This window comes from Pseudomonas sp. FP597 (genome assembly GCF_030687435.1).
Classification (GTDB): Bacteria; Pseudomonadota; Gammaproteobacteria; order Pseudomonadales; family Pseudomonadaceae; genus Aquipseudomonas; species Aquipseudomonas lactucae.
In genome coordinates, this window is record NZ_CP117432.1 from 6,406,402 (window position 1) to 6,431,800 (window position 25,399).

At 61.6% G+C, this 25,399-nt stretch carries 19 protein-coding genes; 13 read left to right on the forward strand and 6 right to left on the reverse strand.

The window, feature by feature from the left end; genetic code table 11:
• Nucleotides 1-158: 158 nt before the first annotated feature.
• Entirely contained in the window at nt 159-1,067 is a 909-nt protein-coding gene (locus PSH66_RS29490) for a LysR substrate-binding domain-containing protein (protein WP_078735269.1), read from the reverse strand.
• 182 nt (nt 1,068-1,249) lie between these two features.
• Between PSH66_RS29490 and aspA the strand changes: the two genes are divergently transcribed.
• The 7 genes from aspA (at nt 1,250) to PSH66_RS29525 (ending at nt 13,656) form a co-directional block, all read left to right on the forward strand.
• Nucleotides 1,250-2,674: an aspartate ammonia-lyase gene (gene aspA / locus PSH66_RS29495; protein WP_305428111.1), complete on the forward strand. Its 1,425-nt coding sequence runs from the start codon at nt 1,250-1,252 to the stop codon at nt 2,672-2,674.
• Nucleotides 2,675-3,063: 389 nt separating this feature from the next.
• A complete protein-coding gene (locus tag PSH66_RS29500; RefSeq protein WP_078826612.1) occupies nt 3,064-4,509 on the forward strand; it encodes a sodium:alanine symporter family protein in 1,446 nt (481 codons plus the stop codon).
• Between the two features lie 77 nt (nt 4,510-4,586).
• The gene (locus PSH66_RS29505) at nt 4,587-5,564 is read left to right on the forward strand and encodes an asparaginase (RefSeq protein WP_141062838.1); all 978 of its coding nucleotides are present in this window, start codon (nt 4,587-4,589) and stop codon (nt 5,562-5,564) included.
• A gap of 84 nt (nt 5,565-5,648) precedes the next feature.
• Entirely contained in the window at nt 5,649-6,641 is a 993-nt protein-coding gene (locus PSH66_RS29510; protein ID WP_305428112.1) for an AraC family transcriptional regulator, read from the forward strand.
• A gap of 131 nt (nt 6,642-6,772) precedes the next feature.
• Nucleotides 6,773-7,813 (forward strand): histone deacetylase family protein, encoded by a 1,041-nt coding sequence (locus PSH66_RS29515; protein WP_141062837.1) that lies wholly within the window; start codon nt 6,773-6,775, stop codon nt 7,811-7,813.
• The gene (locus PSH66_RS29520; RefSeq protein WP_305428113.1) at nt 7,810-8,901 is read left to right on the forward strand and encodes a polyamine ABC transporter substrate-binding protein; all 1,092 of its coding nucleotides are present in this window, start codon (nt 7,810-7,812) and stop codon (nt 8,899-8,901) included. The genes PSH66_RS29515 and PSH66_RS29520 overlap by 4 nt, the downstream gene beginning before the upstream one ends.
• Before the next feature lie 117 nt (nt 8,902-9,018).
• Nucleotides 9,019-13,656, forward strand: a complete 4,638-nt coding sequence (locus PSH66_RS29525; RefSeq protein WP_305428114.1) for a dermonecrotic toxin domain-containing protein — start codon at nt 9,019-9,021, stop codon at nt 13,654-13,656.
• On the opposite strand, the gene PSH66_RS29530 is transcribed toward PSH66_RS29525, so the two are convergent.
• Together PSH66_RS29530 and PSH66_RS29535 are read right to left on the reverse strand one after the other, a co-directional pair.
• Nucleotides 13,636-15,990, reverse strand: a complete 2,355-nt coding sequence (locus PSH66_RS29530; protein ID WP_305428115.1) for a hypothetical protein — start codon at nt 15,988-15,990, stop codon at nt 13,636-13,638. The genes PSH66_RS29525 and PSH66_RS29530 overlap by 21 nt on opposite strands.
• A 68-nt stretch (nt 15,991-16,058) precedes the next feature.
• A complete protein-coding gene (locus PSH66_RS29535; RefSeq protein ID WP_003176992.1) occupies nt 16,059-17,600 on the reverse strand; it encodes a PLP-dependent aminotransferase family protein in 1,542 nt (513 codons plus the stop codon).
• Nucleotides 17,601-17,687: 87 nt separating this feature from the next.
• Between PSH66_RS29535 and PSH66_RS29540 the strand changes: the two genes are divergently transcribed.
• From PSH66_RS29540 to PSH66_RS29550, 3 genes are read left to right on the forward strand one after another with little or no spacing between them, the layout of a single operon-like run.
• Nucleotides 17,688-18,326, forward strand: a complete 639-nt coding sequence (locus PSH66_RS29540) for an FMN-binding negative transcriptional regulator (RefSeq protein ID WP_003176993.1) — start codon at nt 17,688-17,690, stop codon at nt 18,324-18,326.
• The gene (locus PSH66_RS29545; RefSeq protein WP_003176994.1) at nt 18,323-18,769 is read left to right on the forward strand and encodes a GNAT family N-acetyltransferase; all 447 of its coding nucleotides are present in this window, start codon (nt 18,323-18,325) and stop codon (nt 18,767-18,769) included. Before PSH66_RS29540 ends, PSH66_RS29545 begins: the two co-directional genes overlap by 4 nt.
• Nucleotides 18,770-18,779: 10 nt before the next feature.
• Nucleotides 18,780-19,457 carry a GNAT family N-acetyltransferase gene (locus tag PSH66_RS29550; protein WP_003176995.1) on the forward strand — a complete coding sequence of 226 codons (678 nt, stop codon included), beginning with the start codon at nt 18,780-18,782 and terminating at the stop codon, nt 19,455-19,457.
• A gap of 79 nt (nt 19,458-19,536) precedes the next feature.
• Here the strand turns inward: PSH66_RS29550 and PSH66_RS29555 are convergent, their stop codons facing one another.
• Nucleotides 19,537-20,436, reverse strand: coding sequence for a homocysteine S-methyltransferase family protein (locus PSH66_RS29555; protein ID WP_042945504.1), 900 nt, complete (start codon nt 20,434-20,436; stop codon nt 19,537-19,539).
• Nucleotides 20,437-20,549: 113 nt separating this feature from the next.
• On the opposite strand from PSH66_RS29555, the gene PSH66_RS29560 reads away from it, so the two are divergent.
• Both PSH66_RS29560 and PSH66_RS29565 read left to right on the forward strand, forming a co-directional pair.
• Nucleotides 20,550-21,371 (forward strand): ABC transporter substrate-binding protein, encoded by an 822-nt coding sequence (locus PSH66_RS29560; protein ID WP_003176997.1) that lies wholly within the window; start codon nt 20,550-20,552, stop codon nt 21,369-21,371.
• Nucleotides 21,368-22,138, forward strand: coding sequence for an amino acid ABC transporter permease (locus tag PSH66_RS29565; protein WP_305428116.1), 771 nt, complete (start codon nt 21,368-21,370; stop codon nt 22,136-22,138). The genes PSH66_RS29560 and PSH66_RS29565 overlap by 4 nt, the downstream gene beginning before the upstream one ends.
• Nucleotides 22,139-22,141: 3 nt before the next feature.
• Here the strand turns inward: PSH66_RS29565 and PSH66_RS29570 are convergent, their stop codons facing one another.
• Together PSH66_RS29570 and PSH66_RS29575 are read right to left on the reverse strand one after the other, a co-directional pair.
• Entirely contained in the window at nt 22,142-22,420 is a 279-nt protein-coding gene (locus PSH66_RS29570) for a helix-turn-helix domain-containing protein (RefSeq protein WP_003176999.1), read from the reverse strand.
• Nucleotides 22,417-23,751 (reverse strand): type II toxin-antitoxin system HipA family toxin, encoded by a 1,335-nt coding sequence (locus PSH66_RS29575; RefSeq protein ID WP_305429671.1) that lies wholly within the window; start codon nt 23,749-23,751, stop codon nt 22,417-22,419. Before PSH66_RS29575 ends, PSH66_RS29570 begins: the two co-directional genes overlap by 4 nt.
• A 290-nt stretch (nt 23,752-24,041) precedes the next feature.
• Here PSH66_RS29575 and PSH66_RS29580 point away from each other — a divergent pair, with 290 nt between their 5' ends.
• Nucleotides 24,042-25,328 (forward strand): autotransporter domain-containing protein, encoded by a 1,287-nt coding sequence (locus PSH66_RS29580; RefSeq protein WP_305428117.1) that lies wholly within the window; start codon nt 24,042-24,044, stop codon nt 25,326-25,328.
• Nucleotides 25,329-25,399: the final 71 nt, after the last annotated feature.

Genomic DNA, 25,399 nt, shown 5'->3' on the forward strand with positions numbered 1-25,399 from the left:
GGAATGACCATCCGTCCAGCGGCACAAACCTGCGGTTTTATTGACTTCCGAGTCAGCGAAAACACCACAAAGCCCTATGGGAGGGGGCTTGCTCCCGATCGAGGTGTATAAGTGCCAGATTCAGTGCCTGACACACCGTAATCGGCCCGATATTGGGCTCAGGTGCTTTGCGCCGCTCCCCCTTCCAACTTGCGCCACAACAACCGCACATTCGCCTTGCGCACCAACGCACAGCGATACAGGCGAATCTCCAGCGGCACATGCCATTGCGGCCCGCCGCACACCACCAATTCACCACGGGCCAGTTCGGCACGCACGCTCAGTTGCGGCACCCAGGCAATGCCCAGCCCCTCCAGGGCCATGCTCTTGAGGCTGTCGGCCATGGCGGTTTCGTACACGGTGGTAAAGCGCAGCGCACGCTGGCGCAGCAACAGATGCACCGAACGGCCGAGGAATGCACCGGCGCTGTAGGCCAGCAACGGCACGCTGCCCTCGCCTTCGAGGTCGAACAGCGGTTTGCCGTCGGCATCGGCGGCGCACACCGGGAGCATTTCGGTGTCGCCCAGGTGCAGCGACGGGAAGATTTCGGCGTCCATCTGCATCGCGGCGTCCGGGTCGTAGAACGCCAGCATCAGATCGCAGCCCCCCTCGCGCAGGGCGTGCACGGCGTCACCGACGTTGGTGGCGACCAGCCGCGTGGCGATGTTCAAGCCTTCGTTGCGCAATTGCGCGATCCAGCGCGGGAAGAAGCCCAACGCCAGAGAGTGGGCGGCGGCGACTTGCATGACTTCGCCCTGCCCGCCTTCCAGATGATGCAAATGGCGCAACACTTCACCCAACTGTTCGACCACGGTGCGCGCGGTGACCAGAAATAGCTGCCCCGCCGCTGTCAGCTCGACGGGCGTGCGCGAGCGGTTGACCAGGGTCAGGCCCAAGGCGGCTTCCAGGCTGCGGATGCGTCGGCTGAACGCCGGCTGGGTGACGAACCGCCGCTCCGCCGCCTGGGAAAAGCTGCGGGTCGCGGCCAGGGCGCTGAAGTCTTCCAGCCATTTGCTTTCAAGGTTCATCACTGCCTCCCACGGGTACGCACCATTTTGGCACACACGCCCGCCATGATAGCCGGGTCACACCTGCATTATGCCGTTTATGCATAGGCCAGTGTTTAACAGCATTGGCCCAAAAATTCGTACGCGCCTAGCATTCGCAGCGTTCCGGCCAGTTCCGGGTCCCTATCGAGATGATTTCCGTCATGTCCTCTGCTGCATCTTTCCGTACAGAAAAAGACCTGCTTGGCGTACTCGAAGTACCTGCTCAAGCGTATTACGGCATCCAGACCCTGCGTGCGGTGAATAACTTCCGCCTCTCGGGCGTTCCGATTTCGCATTACCCGAAATTGGTGGTCGGCCTGGCAATGGTCAAGCAAGCAGCCGCAGATGCCAACCGCGAGTTGGGCCAGCTCAGCGAAGCCAAGCACGCTGCCATCAGCGAAGCCTGTGCCCGTCTGATCCGCGGCGATTTCCACGAAGAGTTCGTGGTGGACATGATTCAAGGCGGCGCCGGCACTTCAACCAACATGAATGCCAACGAAGTCATCGCCAACATCGCGCTGGAGGCCATGGGCCACCAGAAAGGCGAATACCAGTACCTGCACCCCAACAACGACGTGAACATGGCGCAGTCGACCAACGACGCCTACCCGACCGCGATCCGCCTGGGTCTGCTGCTGGGCCATGACGCGCTGCTGGCCAGTCTCGACAGCCTGATCCAGTCCTTCGCCGCCAAAGGCGTCGAGTTCAGCCATGTGCTGAAAATGGGCCGCACCCAATTGCAAGACGCTGTGCCGATGACCCTCGGCCAGGAATTCCGTGCCTTCGCCACCACCCTGGGTGAAGACTTGGCACGCCTGAAAACCTTGGCGCCGGAGCTGCTCACCGAAGTCAACCTGGGCGGCACCGCCATCGGTACCGGTATCAACGCCGACCCGCGTTACCAGGCCCTGGCCGTACAACGCCTGGCGATCATCAGCGGCCAGCCCGTGGTTCCGGCAGCCGACCTGATCGAAGCCACCTCCGACATGGGCGCCTTCGTGCTGTTCTCCGGCATGCTCAAGCGTACCGCCGTGAAACTGTCGAAGATCTGCAACGACCTGCGCCTGCTGTCCAGCGGCCCACGCACCGGCATCAACGAGATCAACCTGCCGGCGCGCCAGCCAGGCAGTTCGATCATGCCCGGCAAGGTCAACCCGGTGATTCCGGAAGCCGTGAACCAGGTAGCGTTCCAAGTTATCGGTAACGACCTGGCCCTGACCATGGCAGCCGAAGGTGGCCAACTGCAACTGAACGTGATGGAGCCGCTGATCGCCTTCAAGATCTTCGATTCGATCCGCCTGCTGCAACGCGCCATGGACATGCTGCGCGAGCACTGCATCGTCGGTATCACCGCCAACGAAGCGCGCTGCCGCGAACTGGTGGAGCACTCCATCGGCCTGGTGACTGCGCTGAACCCGTACATCGGCTATGAAAACGCCACCCGTATCGCACGTATCGCCCTCGAAAGCGGCCGTGGGGTACTGGAACTGGTGCGCGAAGAAGGCTTGCTCGACGACGCCATGCTCGACGACATCCTGCGCCCCGATAATATGATCGCTCCACGTTTGGTCCCGCTGAAGGCCTAAGCGCTTGTTGCACCGCTCACCAGGTTGAGGGACTAGACACCTCTCACCTTTTGAGGGCCTGAAGGCTCGTTCTTCAGGCCCTTTTTTTTGCTCCGAGGTTGTGAAATGACGCCCATAAAAAATCCAATATCGCACCGCAAACCCACCTCCCCTGTAATGGCTTGGCTGAAACCTTTAATCGGCCCGGGCAGACGGATCACGTTCGCCTAGGTATAGTGCCGCCCCTCTTCGCATCTGCGGCCGTCGACAACGGCTAGCACGCAGCGAAAGCGCATGAATAACAACACCCGCAAAAGGATTGGGGCCGAAGCGTCGTGCACTGCCTGGTGCCGAGCGATGCGTCGAACCGTCCTGCGTTTGCCATTAGAAAAATCAGCGAGGAACACTCCATGCTCGAAGTCATCAACGACTTCCTCTCAGGGAAAGTACTGATCGTGCTCATTGTCGGGCTCGGCGGTTATTTCACGATCCGCTCGCGTTTCGTTCAGTTTCGTCATTTCTTCCACATGTTCGCGGTGTTTCGCGACAGCCTCAAAAGCAGCTCCGATCAACTCAGTTCGTTCCAGGCGCTGATGCTCAGCCTGGCCGGCCGCGTGGGTGCCGGTAACATCGCCGGTGTCGGCATTGCCGTGACCCTGGGTGGTCCCGGTGCCGTGTTCTGGATGTGGGTCACCGCGCTGGTGGGCATGTCTTCGAGCTTTATCGAGTGCTCCCTCGGCCAGCTGTACAAGCGCACCGACGCCGAAGGCACTTACCGTGGCGGCCCGGCCTATTACATCCAGCACGGTTTGCACAAGCGCTGGCTGGGCATGGTCATGGCGTTCCTGCTGCTGGTGACCTTCGGCTTTGCCTTCAACGGCCTGCAGGCCCACGCCGTGACTCACTCGCTGAACAACGCGTTCGGCCTGGACACCACCTATACCGGGCTGGCCCTGGCCGTATTGCTGGGCTTGGTATTCATCGGCGGGATCAAGCGCATCGCCTCGATCGCCGACCTGCTGGTGCCGGTCAAGACCCTGGTCTACATCGCCGTGACCCTGTACGTGATCGTGCTGCAATTCGACCACGTACCGGCCATGCTCGCGACCATCGTCAAGAGCGCGTTCGGCCTCGACCAAGCCTTCGGTGGCCTGGTGGGCAGCGCGATCATCATGGGCGTCAAGCGCGGCGTGTTCGCCAACGAAGCCGGCTTGGGCAGTGCGCCGAACGTGGCGGCGGTAGCGTCGGTTGAACACCCGATCGCCCAAGGCGTGGTCCAGGCGTTCAGCGTGTTCCTCGACACCTTCGTGATCTGCACCTGCACCGCGTTGCTGATCCTGCTCTCCGGCTTCTACACCCCAGGCTTTGAAGGCGATGGCATTGCCCTGACCCAGAACTCCCTGGCGGCGGTCGTCGGCGACTGGGGCCGCATGTTTATCTCGGTGGCCCTGGCGTTGTTCGTGTTCACCTCGATCATGTACAACTACTACCTCGGCGAGAGCAACCTGCGCTTCCTGGTGGGCAACAACCGCAAGGTGCTGATCGGCTACCGCACGCTGGTGCTGGTCCTGATTTTCTGGGGCTCCATCGAGAACCTGAGCACCGTGTTTGCCTTTGCCGATATCACCATGACCCTGCTGGCGTTCGTCAACCTGTTCGCCCTGGCGTTCCTGTTCAAGATTGCCATGCGCATCCTGAACGATTACGACAACCAGCGCGCGGCGGGCATCAAGACCCCGGTGTTCGATTCCAGCCAGTTCCCGGACCTCGACCTGGACCGCAAGGCCTGGCCGGCAAACCCGGTAAACCCGCAAGCGGCCCCCTCGGCTGAACTGAATGCTCAAGTGCAACGCTGAGCATAGATAGATGACACGCCGCACGACCTTGGGCATGCTCGGGGCCGTGCGGCGTTTTTCGTTCAGGAGAATTTACGATGTCCTCATCCAGCAACGTCATGGTGCTCTACACCGGCGGCACCATCGGCATGCAGGCCAGTGCCAACGGCCTGGCGCCCGCCTCCGGCTTCGAAACACGCATGCGCGAGCAGTTAGCCAACCAGCCCGTTCCCGCGTGGCGCTTTCGCGAAATGGCGCCGTTGATCGACAGCGCCAACATGACCCCCGCCTATTGGCAGCGCCTGCGCAGCGCGGTGATTGAAGCCGTGGACCAAGGCTGCGACGCCGTGTTGATCCTGCACGGCACCGATACCCTGGCCTACAGCGCGGCGGCCATGAGCTTCCAACTGCTGGGCTTGCCGGTGCCGGTGGTGTTTACCGGTTCGATGCTGCCGGCGGGCGTGCCGGACAGCGACGCCTGGGAAAACGTCAGCGGCGCGCTGCACGCCCTGGGCGCCGGCTTGGCGCCGGGCGTGCACCTGCACTTTCACGGCGCGCTGCTGGCGCCGACCGCGTGCGCGAAAATCCGCAGTTTCGGGCGCAACCCCTTTGCGGCGCTTAACCGCCAGGGCGGCGTTGCCCGTGTCAAATCCATCCCCCCGGCGCTGGACTATCGCCAGCCGAAAGCCCTGGCCAATGTCGGTGTGCTGCCGCTGGTGCCGGGGATCGCTGCGGCGCAGCTGGACGCCCTGCTCGACAGCGGCATCCAGGCGCTGATCCTGGAATGCTTCGGCAGCGGCACCGGGCCCAGCGACAACCCTGAGTTCCTGGCCAGCCTCAAGCGCGCGCAGGACAACGCGATTGTCGTGGTCGCGATTACCCAGTGCCATGAAGGCGGCGTGGAGCTGGACGTCTACGAAGCCGGCAGCCGTTTGCGCGGCGTGGGTGTGCTGTCGGGTGGCGGCATGACCCGTGAGGCGGCATTCGGCAAGCTCAACGCGCTGCTCGGTGCCGGCCTGGATAACGCCGAGGTTCGGCGCCTGGTGGAAACCAACCTGTGTGGCGAGCTGGGCTGAGGCCGTCTCCGACCCCGCGATTGTTTTTCGGGCGACGGCACACAACTTGCTCCCCCAAGGGCTGACCCCTTGGGCGGAGCCATCATGCTGCACTCACACCTGACCACCCTGAATGCCGTGTCCCTGCTGCTGGCGACCTTCGAGGCCCAGGGCCTTGCATCCGACGCATTGCTGGCCGGCAGCGGCATAGATGTGCGGGATTTACACCACGCCGACACCTGTATCACCACCCACCAGGAGATGCAGGTATGTGCCAATGCCGTGGCCCTGCGCCGGGACATCGGCCTGGATGTGGGCCAGCGCATGCACGTGTCATCCTATGGGTTGCTTGGCTATGCGTTGCTCACCAGTGCCACTTTCGGTGACGCTCTGCGCCTGGCCCTGCGCTACCCGGCGCTGTTGGGAACACTGTTCGAGCTGAGCCTTGAAACGGACGGGCCGTGCACCTGGTTCACGGCAAGCGACTACCGGGAGGCGCCGGCGCTGGCGCAGTTCAATGTCGAGTTCTGCCTGGTGTCGCTCAAGGTGATCTGCGAAGACTTGCTGGGCCGCCCACTGCCCCTGCTGGGTGCGCGATTTGCCTACCCCGCCCCGGATTACCAGGCGCGTTATGCCGAGCGCTTCGACTGCCCGTTGCAGTTCGACGCGCCAGCCAACGCCTTTGCCTTCGACACGCACTGGCTGCAACAACCGCTGCCCCTGGCCGACGCCATCACCCACCGCGCCATGGCCGAGCGTTGTCGCAAACTGAACACCGAGTTCACCGGGCGCCAGGCCTGGCTCAATCGCGTGCGCCAACTGCTCGTCGCGCAACTGCATGCGGCGCCGGGACTCGATGGCCTGGCCGGGCAGATGAACTGCTCGCCGCGCACCCTGCGTCGTCACCTGCTGGGCCTGGGTTGCAGTTATCAGGAATTGCTCGATGAGTTGCGCTTCGAACAGGCCAAACAGTGGTTGGCGCAGGATCGACTGCCCATTCACCGCATCGCCGAGCAATTGGGTTTCAGCGAAACCGCGAGTTTCCGCCACGCCTTTGTGCGCTGGAGTGGGGTGGCGCCCAGCCAGTTCCGGCCCTGACGCCCTATAAAGGGGCCAATAGCGGTCACATTCTTTGGCCGTATTTATCCCCTTTTGGCCGCTCCTGCCGTTCTCTTGCAGCGCCCGCGCCGCAACACTGGGGTACGACACCTAGCCTTGAGAACAACAACATGCTGACGATCTATTCGGACGATCACCATTTGCACCACGGCCGCTGCGAATTGATGGATGGGCAATTGATGCCCTGTTTCGAAATGCCCTCGCGCGCCGACCACGTTTTGCAACGGGTCAGGGAGCGCGACCTGGGCCCGGTGCAGGCACCCACCGACTTTGGTCTGGCGCCGTTGCAACGCGTTCACAGCCGCGACTATCTCGACTTTTTCCAGGGCGCCTGGGCACGCTGGGCGGCATCCAACCTGGACGGCGACTTGCTGCCCTACACCTGGCCCGCCCGCACGCTGCGCCGCGTGCTGCCCAGCAGCCTGCACGGCCAGTTGGGCTATTACAGCTTCGACGGCGGCGCGCCGATCACGGCCGGCACCTGGCAAGCGGCGTACAGTGCAGCGCAGGTTGCGCTGACGGCGCAGCAGGCCATCCAGCACGGCGCCCACAGTGCCTTCGCCCTGTGCCGGCCGCCAGGGCACCATGCCGCCAGCGACTTGATGGGCGGTTATTGCTACCTCAACAACGCGGCGATTGCCGCCCAGGCCTTTCTCGACCAGGGCCACGCTAAAGTCGCGATCCTCGATGTGGACTACCACCACGGCAACGGCACCCAGTCGATTTTCTATGCGCGCAGCGACGTGCTGTTCACCTCGATCCACGGCCATCCGGAGGCGGAGTTTCCGTTTTTCCTGGGCTATGCCGATGAGCTGGGCGAAGGCGCGGGTGAAGGTTTCAACTTCAATTACCCACTGCCGGCCGGCTCCGGCTGGGAGCGTTGGAGCGCGGCATTGGACAGCGCCTGTGATGAGATCGAACGCTACGCTGCCGACATTGTGGTGGTCTCGCTGGGCGTGGATACGTTCAAGGACGACCCGATCTCGCAGTTCAAGCTCGACAGCCCGGACTACCTGGCCATGGGCCGCCGCATCGCGCGCCTGGGCAAGCCCACGTTGTTTGTGATGGAAGGCGGTTACGCCGTGGCGGAAATCGGTATCAACGCCGTCAACGTTCTTGAAGGTTTCGAAACAGAAGGTGCGACCCAATGAACAAGCTCACAACCCTGGCCCTGTGCGCGGTCCTGCTCAGCGGCGTGGCCCACGCTGACGAAAAAACCCTGCGCGTCTACAACTGGTTCGACTACATCACGCCCAAGGCCCTCGAGGATTTCAAGGCGCAGAACCCGAGCCTCAAACTGGTCTACGACATCTTCGATACCAACGAAGCCCTCGAAGCCAAGTTACTCACCGGCAACTCCGGGTATGACGTGGTGGTGCCGTCCAATGTGTTCCTGGCCAAACAGATCGAGGCCGGGGTGTTTCAACCTCTGGACCGCAACCAGTTGCCCAACTGGAACCATCTGGACCCCAAGCTGATGAAGCTGATCGAGGCCAACGACCCCGGCAACCAATTCGCCGTGCCCTACATGTACGGCACCATCCTGATCGGATTCAACCCGGCCAAGGTCAAGGCCGCGCTGGGCGATAACGCACCGGTGGACAGCTGGGACCTGATCTTCAATGAAGAAAACATCAGCAAGCTCAAGCAGTGCGGCGTGGCATTGCTCGACTCACCGTCGGAAATCCTGCCGCTGGCCCTGCAGCACCTGGGCCTGGACCCCAACAGTAACAACCCCAAGGACTACGAAAAAGCCGAAGCGTTGCTGCTCAAGATCCGCCCCTACATCACCTACTTTCATTCTTCCAAGTACATGGCCGATATCGCCAACGGCGACATCTGCGTGGCCGTCGGTTACTCGGGCAGTTTTTCCCAGGCCGCCAACCGCGCCAGGGAAGCCCACAACGGCGTGACCGTGGACATGCGCCTGCCCAAGGAAGGCGCGCCGATCTGGTTCGACATGCTCGCGATCCCCAAAGGCGCAAAAAACCCGCAGGACGCGTACACCTTCATCAACTACCTGCTGCAACCGCAGGTCATCGCGCCAATCAGTGATTTTGTCGGCTACCCCAACCCGAACAAGGACGCCACCCAGCAGGTCGACCCGGTGATCCGCAACAACCCCAACCTGTACCCCACGGAAGCAGCCATGGCCACGCTCTACACCTTGAAGCCTCTGGACAGCAAAGCCGAACGCGCCAGGACGCGGGCCTGGACCAAGATCAAGTCGGGGACCTGAAACCAGTGCCCGCGCCGGGCGTGGGCCAGGCTATTTATCTACCGTCCATGTGACCCCCTCAGTGATTACTTTGCGGCTCCCAGCCCGACCGGGCTGACGACCGCAAAGGAACTGAACGTGCCCAATGACGCCACCTCACAAACCAACCACACCAACAATAATCGCCCCTCTACCGCCTATGGGTTGCTCACTCAGTTAACCACTGGCCCCACCCTGCGCGAAGTCGCCGCCAATGTACTGCGCACGGCGCTCATGGAGCAGTACCCCACACTCAACCTCAACCCGGACCTTACCCAGGTCGTCACGCCGCGCTGGCGGGTAAGTGAGGATGCGATTGAGCCCGCCGAGCCGCAGGCCGAATCCCTGACCACCGTCCTGGCCCGCCAGGCGCTGGCGCCCGGACCCTTGATGTACCTGGAAGGTGAGCACTTTCTGACGCTGCAACCCGACGCCACTCCCGCCGTGCACTTGCCCGTCAAGATCGATGCCATCGCACGCTTGATCAACGAATTGTCCACGCTGCTGTATAGCGCCTTCCAGGAGCAGCAACTGGACTACTGGAACACGTCCTACAACAGTGCCGGATTGCGCTGGAAAGTCTTCGCCCACGCGCTGCGCAAGATATGGAATGTCACCACGGTGGACGGTTGGGATGCCGATGATTGCGCCATCGCACGCGGGCTTTATCTCGCTCCCGATCTGGCTGACCGCGCGCTCAACGACCCTTACCAGAGCCATGCCTACCTGATCGACATCGACCTGCGCCTGTCGAACCGCCTGGAGCATCGAGCCATGCTGGACACCGCCGTTCTGGTTGGCCAACACAAAGGGCGCCAGATCATTCTGGCTTACTCGCTGATTGCCGGTTACGAACGATTCGACTCCATGGAACAGTTGTCCACGTCCCTGCTCGAAAAAGTGAGCTACCTGGGCACCGATGCCAACCTGCAGTGGCGGCTGTATGAGCCAGAGGGCAACGTCTTCGAAAGCCAGGCGTGCGCCATGATCGCCCTGCAGATCGAAGCCATCGCCTCGCTGGGCAGTGACGTTGCCCAGAGCCAGGTCGAACCATCCGTACGCCGCCCGACCGTCGCGCGGATCATGCCCAGTGTCGAGGACCTGAGCGAACACCGTCTATCAAACATCCGGGATATCCACCAGCGCCTGCCGGCCTGGCTGACCGCCGCCTCGGACTTGGAAATGGCCGCCTACAGTCGCCTCATGATCGACCTTGCCCAATTGCACACGCACCATCATGGGCGCACCTTCAATAGCGACATCCCGCCGATCCGCGATTACACCCGCCAGCAACTGCAAGGCCAGATAAAAACACACCCGAACGGCGCAGACCTGGTCGTGGACAAGATCGAGGTGGTGATTCAGACCCCGGTAACCTGGGGTTTCATTCTGGTACCCGACGCTAAAGACATCACCCGTCGCGACCTGGTCGACCTGGCCCTGGAAAACCTCACCGGCCTGCCCAGTGGCGCGACCAATGTGATCTACAACGATGCGGACGCTCCCGAGTGGCTGTCTTATGACTACCTCAAGGGCGTGATCGAAAACCTCGATATCGGTGCACGCTATCCAGCCTTGATCCAGCAAAAGTTGCAGAAAGATCCCCTGGAGTCGCTGCAGCGTCAGACGCTCTACTCGTCGCACTTGCGTATACAGCTGCCATTATTGGCGCTGCAATTGAAAATGCAGCGACGTAACGGCATCGACGAGTTTGGCGTTCTTTACGTCACGGCAGCGATGCAGAACCAGGGGCACGAACGCCGGATCGATGGGCAGTCCGCCGTGATCCGTCCCCTGTCGCTCATCCCCACCTTGCGCCCCGGCCACCGCCAGGATGTAGTTGCCAATATGTTCGTGATCGGCCCCAACGATCACACCGCCGGACCCTGCGTGCTCTATCGCCCGTTACTGGAGCCGATACTGTGGCAGTTTCCCTCCCGGCAGAACCTGATTTACACCATTAAACACGACCCGGCGTTACGCGAATCGGTGTTGGCGTGGCTGCCTGAGGCAGAGCGCTTCAACTACGCGCAGTATGTGTTTCCCGAGACCTTGCCATCGCCATGGACCGCCGTACGAGTGCTGGTGGAACCGGCAACCGTGCTGTACATGAACGGGCCGATCGAGCTGGGCGACGAGGTGCTGACCGGCGATGTGCTGGCAACACTGTTCAAGACCAACGCCAGCACCTTGATCGAACTGGCGACCCGCCAGTCAGTGTCCAACGCGCAAAAGCGCTGGGACAGCCTGCGCAATGCCGGCTGGCAGATTTTCAACGCGGCCTTGCCCTTCCTCGGACGCACAGTGGGCATCGCGGCGTGGATCTGGCAGATCATGGATGACCTGGAAGAAGCCGAGCATGTCATCGATACCCCCCAGGCCCAGGCTCCCTGGACAGCCTTGGTGGATATGTTTCTCAACCTGGGCATGGCCTTGGCGCTGCATGTCGCGCTACGCCACCCGCCGCGCGAAGCGATTGCCAAGACACGCGAGCCGTTGGCAGAGACAGAGTTTGACCTGGGGGAAGCGACAAAAGAAAAACCCGCCCCGGCGATCAAAACGATCTCGATCACCCAACAGCCCGACGTCCCCAACCGCAAGCTGCCGGCCTTGCACCAAGGCCCGCTGAATGTCAGCGGGGCCTTGCCGCGCACGCCTGCCGCGCTTCGTGCAACATTGGACAGCTTCGCATTGGCCAAACCCGAAGGGCTGGGCGAGCCCGGCAAAACCGCCGGCCCCTATACGCACCTCTACCCCCTGGCCGAAAAATGGTACGCCCTCGTCGGGCAGCGCTGGTTCGAAGTCACGCTGGATGCCAACGACAACGTGCTGATCGTCGACCCCAAAAACTCTTCCCGTACCGGCCCTCTGCTGGTAAGCAACCAGGCCGGACAGTGGTTTATCGACACGCGCCTGCGCCTGCGCGGCGGTGGTTTCCGGAACCGCCGGCGCACCTCCCAGGAGCGCAGACCCTCGCGCATCCTGGCACTGCGCGAAGACCTTAACGCATTCAATTCCGATGAAGACCGCGCTCAGGCGCAATTGTCCAACGCACTGTCTGCGATAGGCTCCGAGCCTGGCCCCTCCACCGACTTGCGCCGCGAAGCCTTCATCGGCCAGGTGGATGAACGCTTGCAAGCCTATGACGCACCGATCCGCCAACTCCGGGCCCTGGGCATCATCGATAACGTGCCCAATTACCAGAGCACGATGGTCGACTACCTGAACAAACAACTGGTGCTGACGCGCACGGCGGTGAATGAGCGCCTCGAACCGTTTCGCGACCTGATGGAGCGGACCGTGGAAGCACTGGAGTCCGAGCGGCCCGCCGCCCCCCAGGCCCGGGCCGAGCAAGCGCGGGCAATGTCGAACATGAACGATGAAATAATCCGGCGCATGGAATACGTCGAGTCTCGCTTTCGTGAATTGGGCGACCTGGGCGCGGCAGGCGCCCAGGTTATCCAGAGCACCCTGAAGTTGATGCCGAAAATCAAGGTGGCCGACCTCAAGGCGCTGCAAATCACCGTCGCACGTCACCTGTGCACGACCACCGCCGAGGGCGAAGAACCGAACAGCGTTCGCAGGCAACTGGACGACATCGTCGACGAGGTGGACCTGAGTGTGCAGAGCTTTATCGATATCAGCGACAAGACCAACGGCGGCCCTCTGGAACAACGCATCGAAGCGCTCAACAGTCTGGTCGAACAATTCGCCCTGGGCGACCAACGCCTGCTGGACCTACACGCCGATTATCCGCAACACCTGCTGCGCGAGCCGCTGGAGCGCTTGCGCCAACTGATTGATGAATTTCATCAGCGCGCCACGCAGGAGCTGGTACAGCGGCTGCGGGAAAGAAAAGCCCTGGAGCCCAAGCCTGGGCCCTCCAGCCTTCCCGTGACCCCACAGCGCAAGATTATCAAGACGCGCTTCAAAGGCGTGGTGGTCGGTGAGCCGCGTACGTCCGACAGCAGCCTGGTGGATATCAAGGCCCCCATGACCGGCAAGATCATTGCCACCTTCCACGAGAAAAGCCCTGGTGTATGGGTTGAGCGGGACAAACCGAGCGAACAACCGCTGTCACCGGAAAAAGTCGACCTGGATACCAGCCTCAACGCAGGTCAGCTCCTGATCGATCAAGAACCGGCCGTGACCCGGCGCATCCAGGGCCATTCGCGCAAAGCCGGGCGCATTCCGGTGGAAATCGAAGAAATGTTTTACCAGCACGCCACAAAACTGGAGCGCGCCGCAGACGCCATCGAAACCGCGCTGACCCAGCGCAACCTGACGGAAAGCGACCGCCCATCTGCCGCCGCCCTCAACAAGAAGCTCTCCGAGAGCGCCGCGCACCTGTTCGCATTGGGCAAAAGCACGCGCATCCACATGACCAAGCAACAACCGCCCACCGCCGCACGCCTGGAGTGGCTGCACAGCGAAGGGCAAGTGGCGATCAACAAAACCGTCACGCGCCGACGCCTCAAAGGGCCCGACAAGGACTATCTCGACGAATACGAAATTCGCGATGTGCAAGACAACGCGGTGCTCTGGTATGCGCATTTTCATTACCCATCGCCCCAGGCTGCCGCGCAAGAGTTCGCCGCCGCGCACCTCAAGAACCGCGAACAACAGAAACTCGGTGGGGCGGTGGAGCGCAGAGGCAGCAGCGACCGCGACCAGATCGCGATCTATCGCAGCGAGATCAGCCCCGCGCTGGCCAAGTCAGTGTTTTTCCGAGGTTGAAGCCTGCAGGAACACCTGAAACTCTGAGTCGGTAGAGATCGGCGCGCGGTAGATGCGTGTATTTCGACCGGCCAGGGCTTCTGTCCGTTCGAATTCACGCCCCATACGCCTTTGGGCCCACGTCTTCAGGTGGGCCTTGGTCGGCCGTGTTTTGTCCGCGTCGGGTGTGGAGTAATGAAAGTGAGCGTACCAAAGGGACCTCGCGTGGCCGGTCAGGTCCTGCACTTCATATTCCTGCAAGTAATCCTTCGTGCCATCGATGATCTCCTCCACACGACCATTGACCGGCTTGATGCCAATCGCGCCTTGCGCCAGCAGATACATCACATCCCCCATGGTGGGCACAGGGTTGGCAAGGCTTTGCCTTATACGCAACGTGCGGCCCAGTGCGCGCAACTCACCCGCTTGTCGACTTAACAAAGCGATCATGTCAGAGGACTGCACGGTACTGCGTACCGTGGTATAGCGTTCAATAGCCGCAATCGCCACCTCCAGTGCGCGAGCCTCGCGTTCGAAACGCTCCTCGACTTCAACCGGCAGCTCGTTCGGGCGTGCGCGCTCAGTGAGCAGGGCTGTCGCCTCGGCCGATAAACTGGAGGCGCGCTTCATCGCTTTTTCCGCATTCACACTCAGCCCTTGTGCGTCACGCCGTCGTCGCGGCGCTCGGTCAAAGTCCCAATCGTGCGCTTGTGTACGTTTGATGTAGGGACCGGTGCAGACCGAGTTGTCCGAATCCTTACACACTCGATATTCGACAACGTTAAGGTTGAGCACGACGTTAAGTCGGTTCTTCGAAAAGACGTTGAAGCTGTTTTCATCCTTGTTGAAGATCAACAGGTTGTTAAGCAGATGCAACCCCCGATGGATACCTTCCAGAATCCTCACACCCAGGCTCGGCGAACGTTTGACTTTGGCCGAGCGCTTGAATGTCTCCAGTCGCTGTCGCTGCCTCAGTGAAAATGATTGGCAGGCCCCGGCCCACTCGGCGTCCATGCATTTGAGCTTCAGATGCGTCGCAGTGCCTTCGCTGATGTACGCCGTGCCGCGACACACCAGCAGCAATGCCAGGTTACGCAACAGGCTTACTTCACTGCGCCATTCCTCAGGGGGGCTTCTTGTCTGGCAGCTATCCAGGTTGCCGCCGACCTGCTTGAGACGTGCCAGAGTTTGCAGGGGGGACTCTGTCCAACCTGGCATTGTCGGCTCTTCACCGCAGGACTTACACAGCGCCGAAAAAGGGTCGGCCACCGTCGGCATCGTCTCCGGCGCGTTTGTCACTTGCTGCAAGGGCTCGCGGTTGCCGGGGCGGTACGTCAACCAGGGACCTGCCTCGCTTTGAGATGGGCCAATCAGGTAGCCGGGCTCGTCACGCAAGGGTTTGAACACCATTTGCAGGCCATTGACGTGTCGGTCCGTGGCGTACGTCCTGACGGCGGCGCGCAGACGCTGGTAGCCGTCCTGCGTGATGCCGGCCAAGCCTCGCAGGCAGGACTCCAGCGCAATACGGCGCAACTGCAGCGCCATGCATCGGCTAAACAGCGCAGGTTGCTCGGCGCTGTCATCAAGCCCCTTGCCACGGTACCGCCTGTGTAGCGAGGCCATCGCCACCAATAGTTTGCTGTAGTCCAGGCGGTCGGCGCTGGAGGCGTTGCGCAGCCAATCGGGCAATTGCTGCTCCAGCTCATCACGCAGCAGGTCTTTATCGGTGGAAGACGCAAAAAAATCGCTCAGGTTCGTGGCCCAGGCCAATTGACGATCCAACGGCTCAACCCCGGGAAACACGTCCAGGTCGATCGCCTCAATGCGCTGCAAAGCGCCGTCAAGGGCCGCCAGGGCCCAGCCTTCAAACACGTCGTCCTCCAGCTCTTCAGCGCCCTTGAGCAGCTGTTCTTTCTCTGCCGTGTCCACAGGCTCCAGCGCTTGCCCCAAGGCATACACCAGCATCGTCTGCCCTTTGACGATACCCAGCGCAAGGCAACCCTGACGTCGGACCCGGTAAACCCGCGGCGCTTGTGCGCCCAGAACCTGAGAACGCTCGCCGCTGTCGGGATAATCGAGGACTGCCTTGATAATGTCCTGGGTCTCGACGTGCATCGACTTGCGCAGTTGCTGCGCCAGCAGTTGCGCCAGGTGCCTCCATCGGCTGTGCGGTTCGGGTTTACAGAAAAAATCGATCAACTGCTCAACATAATAATCGAGTACGCCAGCAGGCATTTCATTCAGTTTGGCTTTAGAGATACCCAAGGAGCCAAGGGTGGGTCGCAGCGCGAGCAACTGGCAGATGCGCAGTTGCTGCGTGCCTGGAGCACAGGCGCTTGTAGCGAGATCAGACATGGTATTTACCTCAAGCGGTTCAAATGGAACACTCACGGTAATAACCCTGCCCGCCAGGCAGACGGTAGTTAGTTAAGCTGCCAGGCCCCGCGCAGACGCTGCAGTGCCAGGGCGATCGCAGGCTCGGGCACGGCGGCGAAGCCCAGTACCAGGCCGGCGCGTTGGTCCATTGGGGTGGTGGAGTTCGGCAGCCAGTAACTGCTCAAGCCATTGACCTCGACATCCACCTGGCGCGCCTGCTCCAGCAGTTGCTGTTCGCGGGCAAGGGTGTCGACGCGCACGGTCATGTGCAGCCCCGCCGCCACGCCTGGCAATGGGCCGACTCCGGGCATACCGCTCGGCCAGCCGGCCAGCAAGGCATTGCGTCGGCTCAACGCCGCGCGCCGCATGCGTCGGATATGCCGCTGGAAGTGCCCGGCCGCCATGAACTCAGCCATCACCGCCTGAGTGCTGACTTCCGAGTGTCGTACATCGACGGCGCGCCGCCGCGCAAACGCATCCACCAGGCCGGGCGGCAATACCAAATAGCCCAGGCGCAACGCCGGAAAGGCTACCTTGCCGAACGTGCCGACATAGAGCACACGCCCACTGCGGTCCAACGCGGCCAGGGGCGCCAGCGGGGCGCCGCTGTAGCGGTACTCGCCGTCATAGTCGTCCTCGATGATCCAGCCGTCGCTGCGTTCGGCCCAGGCCAGCAGTTCCAGGCGCCGCGCCAGACTCATCACCACACCCAGCGGGTATTGATGGGAAGGCGTGACATAGGCCACGCGACAGCCGCTCAGGCCGTTGAGGACCTGGCAATCAATGCCATCGCTGTCCACCGGCACGCCATGCAGGCGCCCACCGGCCAAGGCGAACGCATGGCCTGCCGCGCGATAGCCGGGGTTTTCCAGCGCGACCCCGTCGCCAGGCTCCACCAGCAGCTGTGCACAAAGGCTGATCGCCTGCTGTGCGCCACTGGTGATCATTATTTGTTCAGGTGTGCACTGCATACCGCGCGAGCTGCGCAGGTACGCGGCGATCAAGCCGCGCAGGCGACCATCCCCTGCCGGGTCGCCGTAGCACAGTTGCTGCAGGTCGGGTTTACGCCAGAAAGCCCCGTTGAGCTTGGCCCACACCTCGAACGGGAACAGATCGAAGGCCGGTATGCCCACGCGAAATGCTTTGGGAGGCCCGGCCGGTGGTGGCGGCAGGTGGTGGTTTTCTACCCTTCCCAACGCCGGCCTGTGGATAAGTCCGTCTGACGCATTCACCGGTAAATTAAGCCAATTTGTGGATAACCCTGGGGATAAGCCTGTGGGCAACCCTGTGGATGGTTTTGTGGATAGTTTTTTCGGCGTGGGCAGTTGGGCCACATAGGTGCCGTCACCGACACGCCCCTCGATAAAACCTTCGGCATACAACTGGTCGTAGGCCCGCACCACACTGTTGCGCGAAATGGCCAAGGCTGCGGCCAGGTCACGGCTGGCGGGCAAACGCGTGCCGCTGACCAGGCGGCCATCCAACACACGCTGGCGCAGCGCCTCGTAGAGTTGGCGGGTAAGGCCCTGACGCCGGTCCAGTTCGATGCCGGCAGGGTTGAAGGACAGCGGTGGCGAGTGCGGCGACATATTGGACCTATGAAATTGACCCTAGATGGCTCTTACAACAGACCATTAGCCTGCCTAGGATGCAGGCATTCGCCAAGGAAAATAATCATGTACACACCTCGCGCCTTTGCCCTGGATGATTTGCCCGAACTGCAGCAGTTGATCCGGCACACCCGCCTGGCGCAATTGGTGACGTTCGGCGAGCACGGCCTGAACGCCAGCCATCTGCCACTGCTGCTCAACCCCGATGAAGGCCCCAACGGCACGCTCTACGGGCACCTGGCCAAGGCCAATCCGCAGTGGCACGAGCTGCAGGCGGGCAGCGAAGCCCTGGTGATCTTTGCCGGCGCCGAGGCCTATATCAGCCCGGCGTTCTACCCGGGCAAGGCCGAGCACGGCAAAGTGGTGCCCACTTGGAACTACATCGCCGTGCACGCCTACGGCAGGGCCGAGGTGTTTACCGATGCCGAGCGTGTGTTGCACGTGGTCAGTGCCCTCACCGACAGACACGAAAGCGAACGTGCCGAGCCGTGGAAAGTCAGCGACGCACCGGCCGATTACATTGAAGGCATGCTCAAGGCCATCGTCGGCTTCGCCCTGCCGATCGAGCGCCTGATCGGCAAACGCAAACTCAGCCAGAACCGCAGCCCGGCGGATATCGCCAGCGTACGCGAGCGACTGGCCGCCAGCCTCGACGTGCGCGACCAGACCCTCGCACGCTTTATTCCCCAAGGAGCCTCAGAATGAGCCCGATCGACATCCGCCTTGTCACCGCCGCCGACCATGCCGCCTGGCTGCCGTTGTGGCAGGCGTATTTGACGTTCTACAACACCCAATTACCGGACGCCGTGAGCCAAAGCACCTGGCAACGCTTGATCGATACCCGCGAGCCGACCCATTCGGCGCTGGCATGGCAGGATGGCAAGGCGGTGGGCATGGTCAACTTCATCTACCACCGCTCCAACTGGAGCATTGAGAACTCCTGCTACCTGCAAGACCTGCTGGTGGACCCGGCCCAGCGCGGTACCGGGGTTGGTCGCAAACTGATCGAGTTCGTCTACACCACCGCCAAGGCCGATGGCTGCTGTAAGGTGCATTGGCTGACCCACGAGACCAACGCCACCGCGATCCAGCTGTACGAACGCATCGCCGAACGCCCGGGTTTCATCCAATTTCGCAAAGGTCTTTAAGGAGCGCAGCATGTCCACTCCCCTCGCCCACTGGAAAGGCGCCCCGGCGCCATCGGCTCAACTGCTCGAAGGGCGTTTTATCCGCCTGGAAAAACTCGACCCCGCGCGCCACGCCGATCAACTCTGGCAAGCCCTCGAAGGCCCCGGCGCCGACCCCAAGCTGTGGGACTATCTGCCCTACGGACCGTTTGCCGAGCGCAGTGCATTCGATGCCTGGCTGAACAACCATGCGACCCATGTCGACCCGTACTTCTTCAGCGTGGTCGACCGCGCGACAGGCGAGGTGCAAGGCATCCTCAGCCTGATGTCGATCGTACCGGCCCAGGGCCGTATCGAAATCGGCCACGTTACCTTCGGCGCGCCGATGCAGCGCTCGCCGAAAAGCACCGAGGCGGTGTACCTGCTGGCCAAGTACGCGTTCGACCAGGGTTACCGTCGCCTGGAGTGGAAATGCAACAACGGCAATGCGCGCTCCAAATACGCGGCCGAGCGACTGGGTTTCACGTTTGAAGGGGTGTTTCGCCAGCACATGGTGGTCAAAGGGCAAAACCGCGACACGGCGTGGTATTCAATTCTGGATTCGGAATGGCCAGCGGTGGGAGCGGGGTTTGAGGCGTGGCTGTCGGAGGCGAACCAGAGCGGTTCGGGGCAGCTGAAAACGCTGGCCGAGTGCCGTACCCCTATTTAACACCCCACACAAAACTGTTGTGGGAGGGAGCAAGTCGAATCGTCGCACCGCCCCTCCCACAGTTTTGAGCGGTGGTGAGTCAGTTGGCCAAGTGCTGGGCCAGCACCGCAATGTGCTCTGGCCCGATGCCGCAGCAGCCGCCCAGATGACTGGCGCCGCGGGCTTTCCAATCAGCGGCCCAATGCAGATACCCCGGCGGGTCGAGGTCGTCGCGCAGCGGGTCCAGGCCATCGTTGGCCGTGGCTTCCTTAGGCTGCGGCGGGAAGGCGTTGGCGTAGGCACCGATCTGGATCGCAACGCCCAATCGCGCGAAGGTGTCACGCGCCGCGTCGATGGCCGCGCCGATCACTTCCGGCTGGCTGCAGTTGAACAGCAATACCTGCACGCCCAATTGCGCAGCCGCCTCGGCCGCCTGGGCCACGGGCTCGCCCGAACGCAGGCGCGGTACGTCGTCGGTGTCTTCGTCTTTCAAGGTAAACGACAGCCAGAACGGCTTGCCATCCGCCGGCAAACCGGCCTGGATCGCCCGCGCCTCGGCAATTGAACTCTGGGTTTCGGCCAGCCACAGATCGACATGCGGCGCCAGGCCCCGCACCAGCGGTGTCAGCAGTTCGGTGACGCGCTCAGCCTCAAACAGGTCAGGGCGATAGGAGCCAAACAGCGGCGGCAGCGACCCGGCCACACGCACGGCCTTGCCGCAAGCGTCCACCGCACGTCGCGCCAACTCCCCCGCCAGTGCCGCCAGCGCTTGGCCTTCGGCGGCAAACCGCGCCTCACCGATATGGAACGGCACCACCGCGTAGCTGTTGCTGGTGATCACGTTGGCGCCGCTGTCGATATAGGCGGCGTGCACCGCCTCCACTGCCTGTGGCGCTTCGCTCAGGGCCAGCGCCGACCACTCCGGCTGGCGGAACGGTGCGCCACGGCGTTGCAGTTCACGGCCCATGCCGCCATCGAGAATTACAGTTTCTGCGGCCATATTCTTTTTACTCATAAGCTTATGAAAATAACTCACTATGAGAGTCGTTCTTATAACTATTTAATGCGTTCCACCCGGTTAATAACAACCTCTTTTTTATTCAGGTGTCGATTTTGAAACTTAAACCGCTACTGGCCCTGGGCCTGACGATGCTGGCTGCTTCTACCCAAGCCTTTGGCGGTGCCACGCTGGATCGTGTCGAGCAAAAGAAAGAACTGGTCGGCGTGCTGATGGAAAGCTATCCGCCGTTTTCCTTCCTCAACGACCAGAACCAACTCGATGGTTTCGACGTCGACGTGGCCAAGGCTGTGGCGCAAAAGCTGGGCGTGAAACTGCGCCTGGAAACGCCGTCGTGGGATGTGATTGCCGCAGGCCGCTGGAGCGGGCGCTACGACATTTGCATCTGCTCGATGACCCCGAGCAAGGCCCGCGCCGAGGTGTTTGATTTCCCGGTGGAGTACTACGCCTCCCCCGCGGTGATCGTGGTCAACGCCACGGACGATCGCATCCACAACGCTGCGGACCTGAGCGGCAAGAAAGTCGGCCTCACCAGCGCCTCCAGCTATGAGAGCTACCTGAACAAGAACCTGGTAATCGAAGGCGCCGAAGACAAGCAACTGCGATACCCGTTCGAGAATGTACAGATAGCCCCCTACGACACCGACAACGTGGCGTTCCAGGACCTGGGCCTGGGTGCCGGCGTGCGCCTGGATGCGATCCTCACCAACCTGGTCACGGCCCAGCCGCGCCTGAGTCAGGACAAGCGCTTCAAGCTGGCCGGCGAGCCGCTGTACTCGGAACCCAACTCGGTGGCCATCGAAAAAGGCGACCCACAATGGGACAGCAAGGTGCGTGAAGTCTTCGCCCAGCTGAAACAGGACGGCACCTTGAGCATGCTGTCGCAGAAATGGATCGGCGCCGATATCAGCCAATGAGCTTTCGCATACGGCTTTACCTGACCTGGGCGGCGCTGTTCGCCCTGTTTGCCGGTTTTTTCCTGAGCTTTGACCTGAAGTTCTCGATCATCCTCGACAAGCTGCCCAACCTGGTCGGCCTGCACCTGGCGCCCAATGGGTTCCTGCAAGGCGCGGCGCTGACCGTGTTCTTGTGCCTGTGCGCGATTGCCGCATCGTCGGTGCTGGGCTTTATCACCGCCCTGGGGCGCCTGTCGAAAAGCGCGGTAGCGTTTGGCATTGCCACGTTCTACGCCTCGTTCTTTCGCGGCACGCCGCTGCTGATCCAGATCCTGCTGATCTACCTGGGCCTGCCGCAACTGGGCCTGGTACCGGGCGCCATCGTCGCCGGGATCATCGCGCTGTCGCTGAACTACGGCGCCTACCTGAGCGAAATTTTCCGCGCCGGTATCCTCGGCGTGCCCCACGGCCAGCGCGAAGCCGCCCTGGCGCTGGGCATGCGCGACAGTACGATCTTCTGGCACGTCACCCTGCCCCAGGCCATGCGCACGATTATTCCGCCGGCCACCAACCAGTTCATCTCGATGCTCAAGGACTCTTCGTTGATCTCGGTGATGGGCGTGTGGGAAGTGATGTTCCTGGCGCAGTCCTACGGGCGCTCAAGCTACCGCTATATCGAGATGCTCACCACGGCGGCGATCATTTACTGGGTGATGTCCCTGGGCCTGGAACTGATCCAGGCACGCATGGAGCGTCACTATGGCAAGGGGTATGTGCGGCGCGGGTGAAGGTCAGGGCCTGTCGCGCCGCACCTTGACCACACCCATCTGCAAGCCGAAGGGGCGAAAGACTGCATTCAGGGATTTGAGGGTCTGATTGCCCTCGCCATGCTCGATGTGCACCAGGGTGCGTACTGAAATCTTGCACATCCTGGCGAACTGGCTCTGTTGCAGGCCGGTGACCTCGGTGCGCAGCCGGCGTACGGCGTCTCCCAGTTCCAGTGTGCCGTCGGCCAGCCCTTGTTCGACGCTCTCGATCAGCAGAGCCCGCGCATCCAGCGTAATCGTCATCTGAGCCCCCATTGTTTTAAGCGCAGGTCCAATTTACCGAGCGCGATAGCGGGATGATTCAAGGTTGCGGCAGGCAAGCCGCTGCTCACGAGGATGTCCGGGAGCGCGCGCAGACGCTCGGCTTCTTGCCTTAATCGCTCAAAGGTCTGCTCAGGGTCGACCACATCAATCAACGCGTCGCACACGCCCCTCCAGTTAATTTCGCCCGCTACCTCCAGGTCTTTGGGCCACTTGGTGGTTCGAGTGACACCTTCGTCATCCATGACCATCGGGGCCAAGTCATAAATTGGAGCCAGGCGCAGAGCGTCACGCTCGCGGATGATCGAAGTATTTCGTCCGTGGTTGTCCGAGTTGCCCACCACCTTGTTCAACAAGTCGCGGCACAGGTATTGCGCGACAAGATCAGGCACCTGCTCTTCTTGCCCAACTGACCGCCATAGCTCTACCAGCAGCCTGATCACTTCCAGATGATCCATGTAACTGCCCGGTATCGTGACGCCCGCCAGAGAGTAGATTGATTCAACCGCCAACCGCTCCACACCGTTCTTACCGACCTTTCGATCAAAGCGGTGCATCCACAGGCTGGGCTTGGCGGCTTCCTCCAACGCCAGCCCTTGAGCGGCAACCGTTTCTATACCCAGTGCCTGCAGCGCCCTGTAGTAGTGGTATTCACTTCTCAAGATGTCCTGATCGGTCTGTCTGGCCTGGTTGCGCGCGAACTTGATAAACCAATGCTGAGCGACATCGTCGTCATTCAATACGGCATCCGGATACAGCAGTCCATCTGTGCTCTGGGTCATCAACAACTTTGGAGCCTCGCCCCCTGCGCCTGTCGCGCCGCCCATGGCAGCACCTTGTTCGTAGGCATATTCCAGGAAGCTGCTATCGCGACTGATCACCTCATTACGAGGAAAACCAACCGGCCTCCCAACACCCAGGGTTGGCACGGATTCCTTTACGCGCATATTGCCAACAGGTGCCGGCGTACTGCGCCCCAATAGAAACAGGTCAGCACTGATGTCTTGCGGCTTTTCGTGGCCAAACCGCCTCATCAAGGACCGCTTGGCCGCCCCGGCAGGGGCAATGTCATGCAAGAAGGCCGGGGCTGACTTGAGCATCGCAACGTTCCAATCCAGCCTGTAACGTGCACTGACCGACACTGAAAACGGCAACTGTATGCTGTCCAGGTTATCGACCAGATAATCCTGCCGGTAATGAAACCTGCAAGGCCCGTCAAACCCCTTTTGCGGCTCGGAAAACTCCAGGCGCATGGCGTCATGCCAATGACCATCGGCGAAGATCTGCAGCATCAGGCTGTAGGGGGTTTCCATCTGCAAGTTAGTGCACCTTGGATAGGATTCAGGAAGCTTTGACTGCAATATAGTGCATAAAATTAACAGCATCTAAGGATTTTATGCATTAAAATGCATTTTACGATGAGTTGGCGGCAGAAAGACCCCGCGTTGGCGCCACAACGATCTCCCGAGAAGCTCATCCACGATGCGTTTTAAATCGCGCGTTACCAAGGACAACTCCCGCACACCAGCGGTCGCCGGGCTGACAGTTCTCATCCCGCCACCTCGCTAAATTCCCGGCCTCACTCACAAGAGGTTGGGAATTCATGCGCCTTACACCCCCTAGAATCATACTTGCCATCAGCCTGACGCTGGCTTCCGGCCTGCAAACGGCCCATGCACGCGGCGATATCGAATATGCGCCGTATCGGTTCCAGTCCTACGATGCGCTGGATGCCGAGTGGTCGAGCCCGCCCGTGGAAGTTCCGAGCATTGAAAGTTACCTCAGCCAGCAAGCCACTTCGCACAATGGAATGCAGGTGGCCAAGGTGCTGGAGTCGGCGTTGAAGCGCTCGCTGGAGTCCGGCGAGCTGACCTCAGAGCAAATCAAAGCCCTGCAAACCTTGGGGGACGCCATCGTCCAGCAGCCTGGCGCCATGGGCGCGGTGCTCGAGCAACTGGCCGGCAGCCAGAACGCCAACCTGGCCGCGGCGACCCAGGCCACCACCCAACAGCTCGGCAACCAGCTGCTTTCGACACTGCGCAGCCTGCCCACCGACGAAGACGGACACTTCTGGGTACAAGGCGTGGGCCATGACGGCACGCTCGACGGACAAGGCGGCAGCAACGGCCTCAAGCATGGCAACCGTGGCCTGCTGCTGGGCGCCGATTGGGCCGTCGACCACGCCTGGCGAGTCGGGATCATGGGCGCAAAAACCACCAGCCGCTTCGATGCCTCACGCTTTGCCGGCGATCTCGACAGCTGGCACCTGGGTGGGTATGCCGTGCGCCAGGACGGCCCGCTGGCCCTGCGCCTGGGGGCGATCTACAGCCGCCACGACGGGCAGAACACACGCACCGTGCAGATCCTCGACACCCAGCAATCGCTAGTCGGCAACTACAACGCCCAAAGCCAGACGGTGTTCTCCGAAATGGGTTACCAATTGGGCAGCGAGGCCATCGACGTAGAGCCCTTCGCAGGTCTCGGCTATCAGCGTTATCAGCGTGATCGCTACAAGGAGAACGGCGGCGTGACCGCACTGAACGTCGGCTCGCAAACCCAGCAAAACCTGAGCAGCACGTTGGGCCTGCGCCTGGCTACGCTGTATCGGTTCGATAACCGCATGAGCCTGCGGCCGCACCTGAGTACCGGCTGGAAACACCTGTATGGCACTGTCGACAGCCAAGTACGCCAGTCGAGCCGGGCCCTGCCGGTGGGCATTGACAGCTTCACGGTCAACGGCACCTCGCTGGACCGCAATAGCCTGGACCTGCAAGCAGGCCTGGACCTTGGTTTGTCGGCGCAGCACACCGTCGGCCTGACCTACAGCGGCCAAGCCGGCACCCACAGCCGTGACCAAGGCCTGATGGGGCAATGGCGGATGAGCTTTTAACCCGGCCTGAATCGCAGGCGAAAAAAAAGGGGGCACCTGCCCCCCGAGGTTTAAACGGTTCTGTCGAAGGC

Bases quoted from the DNA above. Each gene is read 5' to 3' on its own strand.
- PSH66_RS29490 (WP_078735269.1), bottom strand. From the start codon at position 1,067: ATGAACCTTGAAAGCAAATGGCTGGAAGACTTCAGCGCCCTGGCCGCG.
- aspA (WP_305428111.1), top strand. From the start codon at position 1,250: ATGTCCTCTGCTGCATCTTTCCGTACAGAAAAAGACCTGCTTGGCGTA.
- PSH66_RS29500 (WP_078826612.1), top strand. From the start codon at position 3,064: ATGCTCGAAGTCATCAACGACTTCCTCTCAGGGAAAGTACTGATCGTG.
- PSH66_RS29505 (WP_141062838.1), top strand. From the start codon at position 4,587: ATGTCCTCATCCAGCAACGTCATGGTGCTCTACACCGGCGGCACCATC.
- PSH66_RS29510 (WP_305428112.1), top strand. From the start codon at position 5,649: ATGCTGCACTCACACCTGACCACCCTGAATGCCGTGTCCCTGCTGCTG.
- PSH66_RS29515 (WP_141062837.1), top strand. From the start codon at position 6,773: ATGCTGACGATCTATTCGGACGATCACCATTTGCACCACGGCCGCTGC.
- PSH66_RS29520 (WP_305428113.1), top strand. From the start codon at position 7,810: ATGAACAAGCTCACAACCCTGGCCCTGTGCGCGGTCCTGCTCAGCGGC.
- PSH66_RS29530 (WP_305428115.1), bottom strand. From the start codon at position 15,990: ATGTCTGATCTCGCTACAAGCGCCTGTGCTCCAGGCACGCAGCAACTG.
- PSH66_RS29535 (WP_003176992.1), bottom strand. From the start codon at position 17,600: ATGTCGCCGCACTCGCCACCGCTGTCCTTCAACCCTGCCGGCATCGAA.
- PSH66_RS29540 (WP_003176993.1), top strand. From the start codon at position 17,688: ATGTACACACCTCGCGCCTTTGCCCTGGATGATTTGCCCGAACTGCAG.
- PSH66_RS29545 (WP_003176994.1), top strand. From the start codon at position 18,323: ATGAGCCCGATCGACATCCGCCTTGTCACCGCCGCCGACCATGCCGCC.
- PSH66_RS29550 (WP_003176995.1), top strand. From the start codon at position 18,780: ATGTCCACTCCCCTCGCCCACTGGAAAGGCGCCCCGGCGCCATCGGCT.
- PSH66_RS29555 (WP_042945504.1), bottom strand. From the start codon at position 20,436: ATGGCCGCAGAAACTGTAATTCTCGATGGCGGCATGGGCCGTGAACTG.
- PSH66_RS29565 (WP_305428116.1), top strand. From the start codon at position 21,368: ATGAGCTTTCGCATACGGCTTTACCTGACCTGGGCGGCGCTGTTCGCC.
- PSH66_RS29570 (WP_003176999.1), bottom strand. From the start codon at position 22,420: ATGACGATTACGCTGGATGCGCGGGCTCTGCTGATCGAGAGCGTCGAA.
- PSH66_RS29575 (WP_305429671.1), bottom strand. From the start codon at position 23,751: ATGGAAACCCCCTACAGCCTGATGCTGCAGATCTTCGCCGATGGTCAT.
- PSH66_RS29580 (WP_305428117.1), top strand. From the start codon at position 24,042: ATGCGCCTTACACCCCCTAGAATCATACTTGCCATCAGCCTGACGCTG.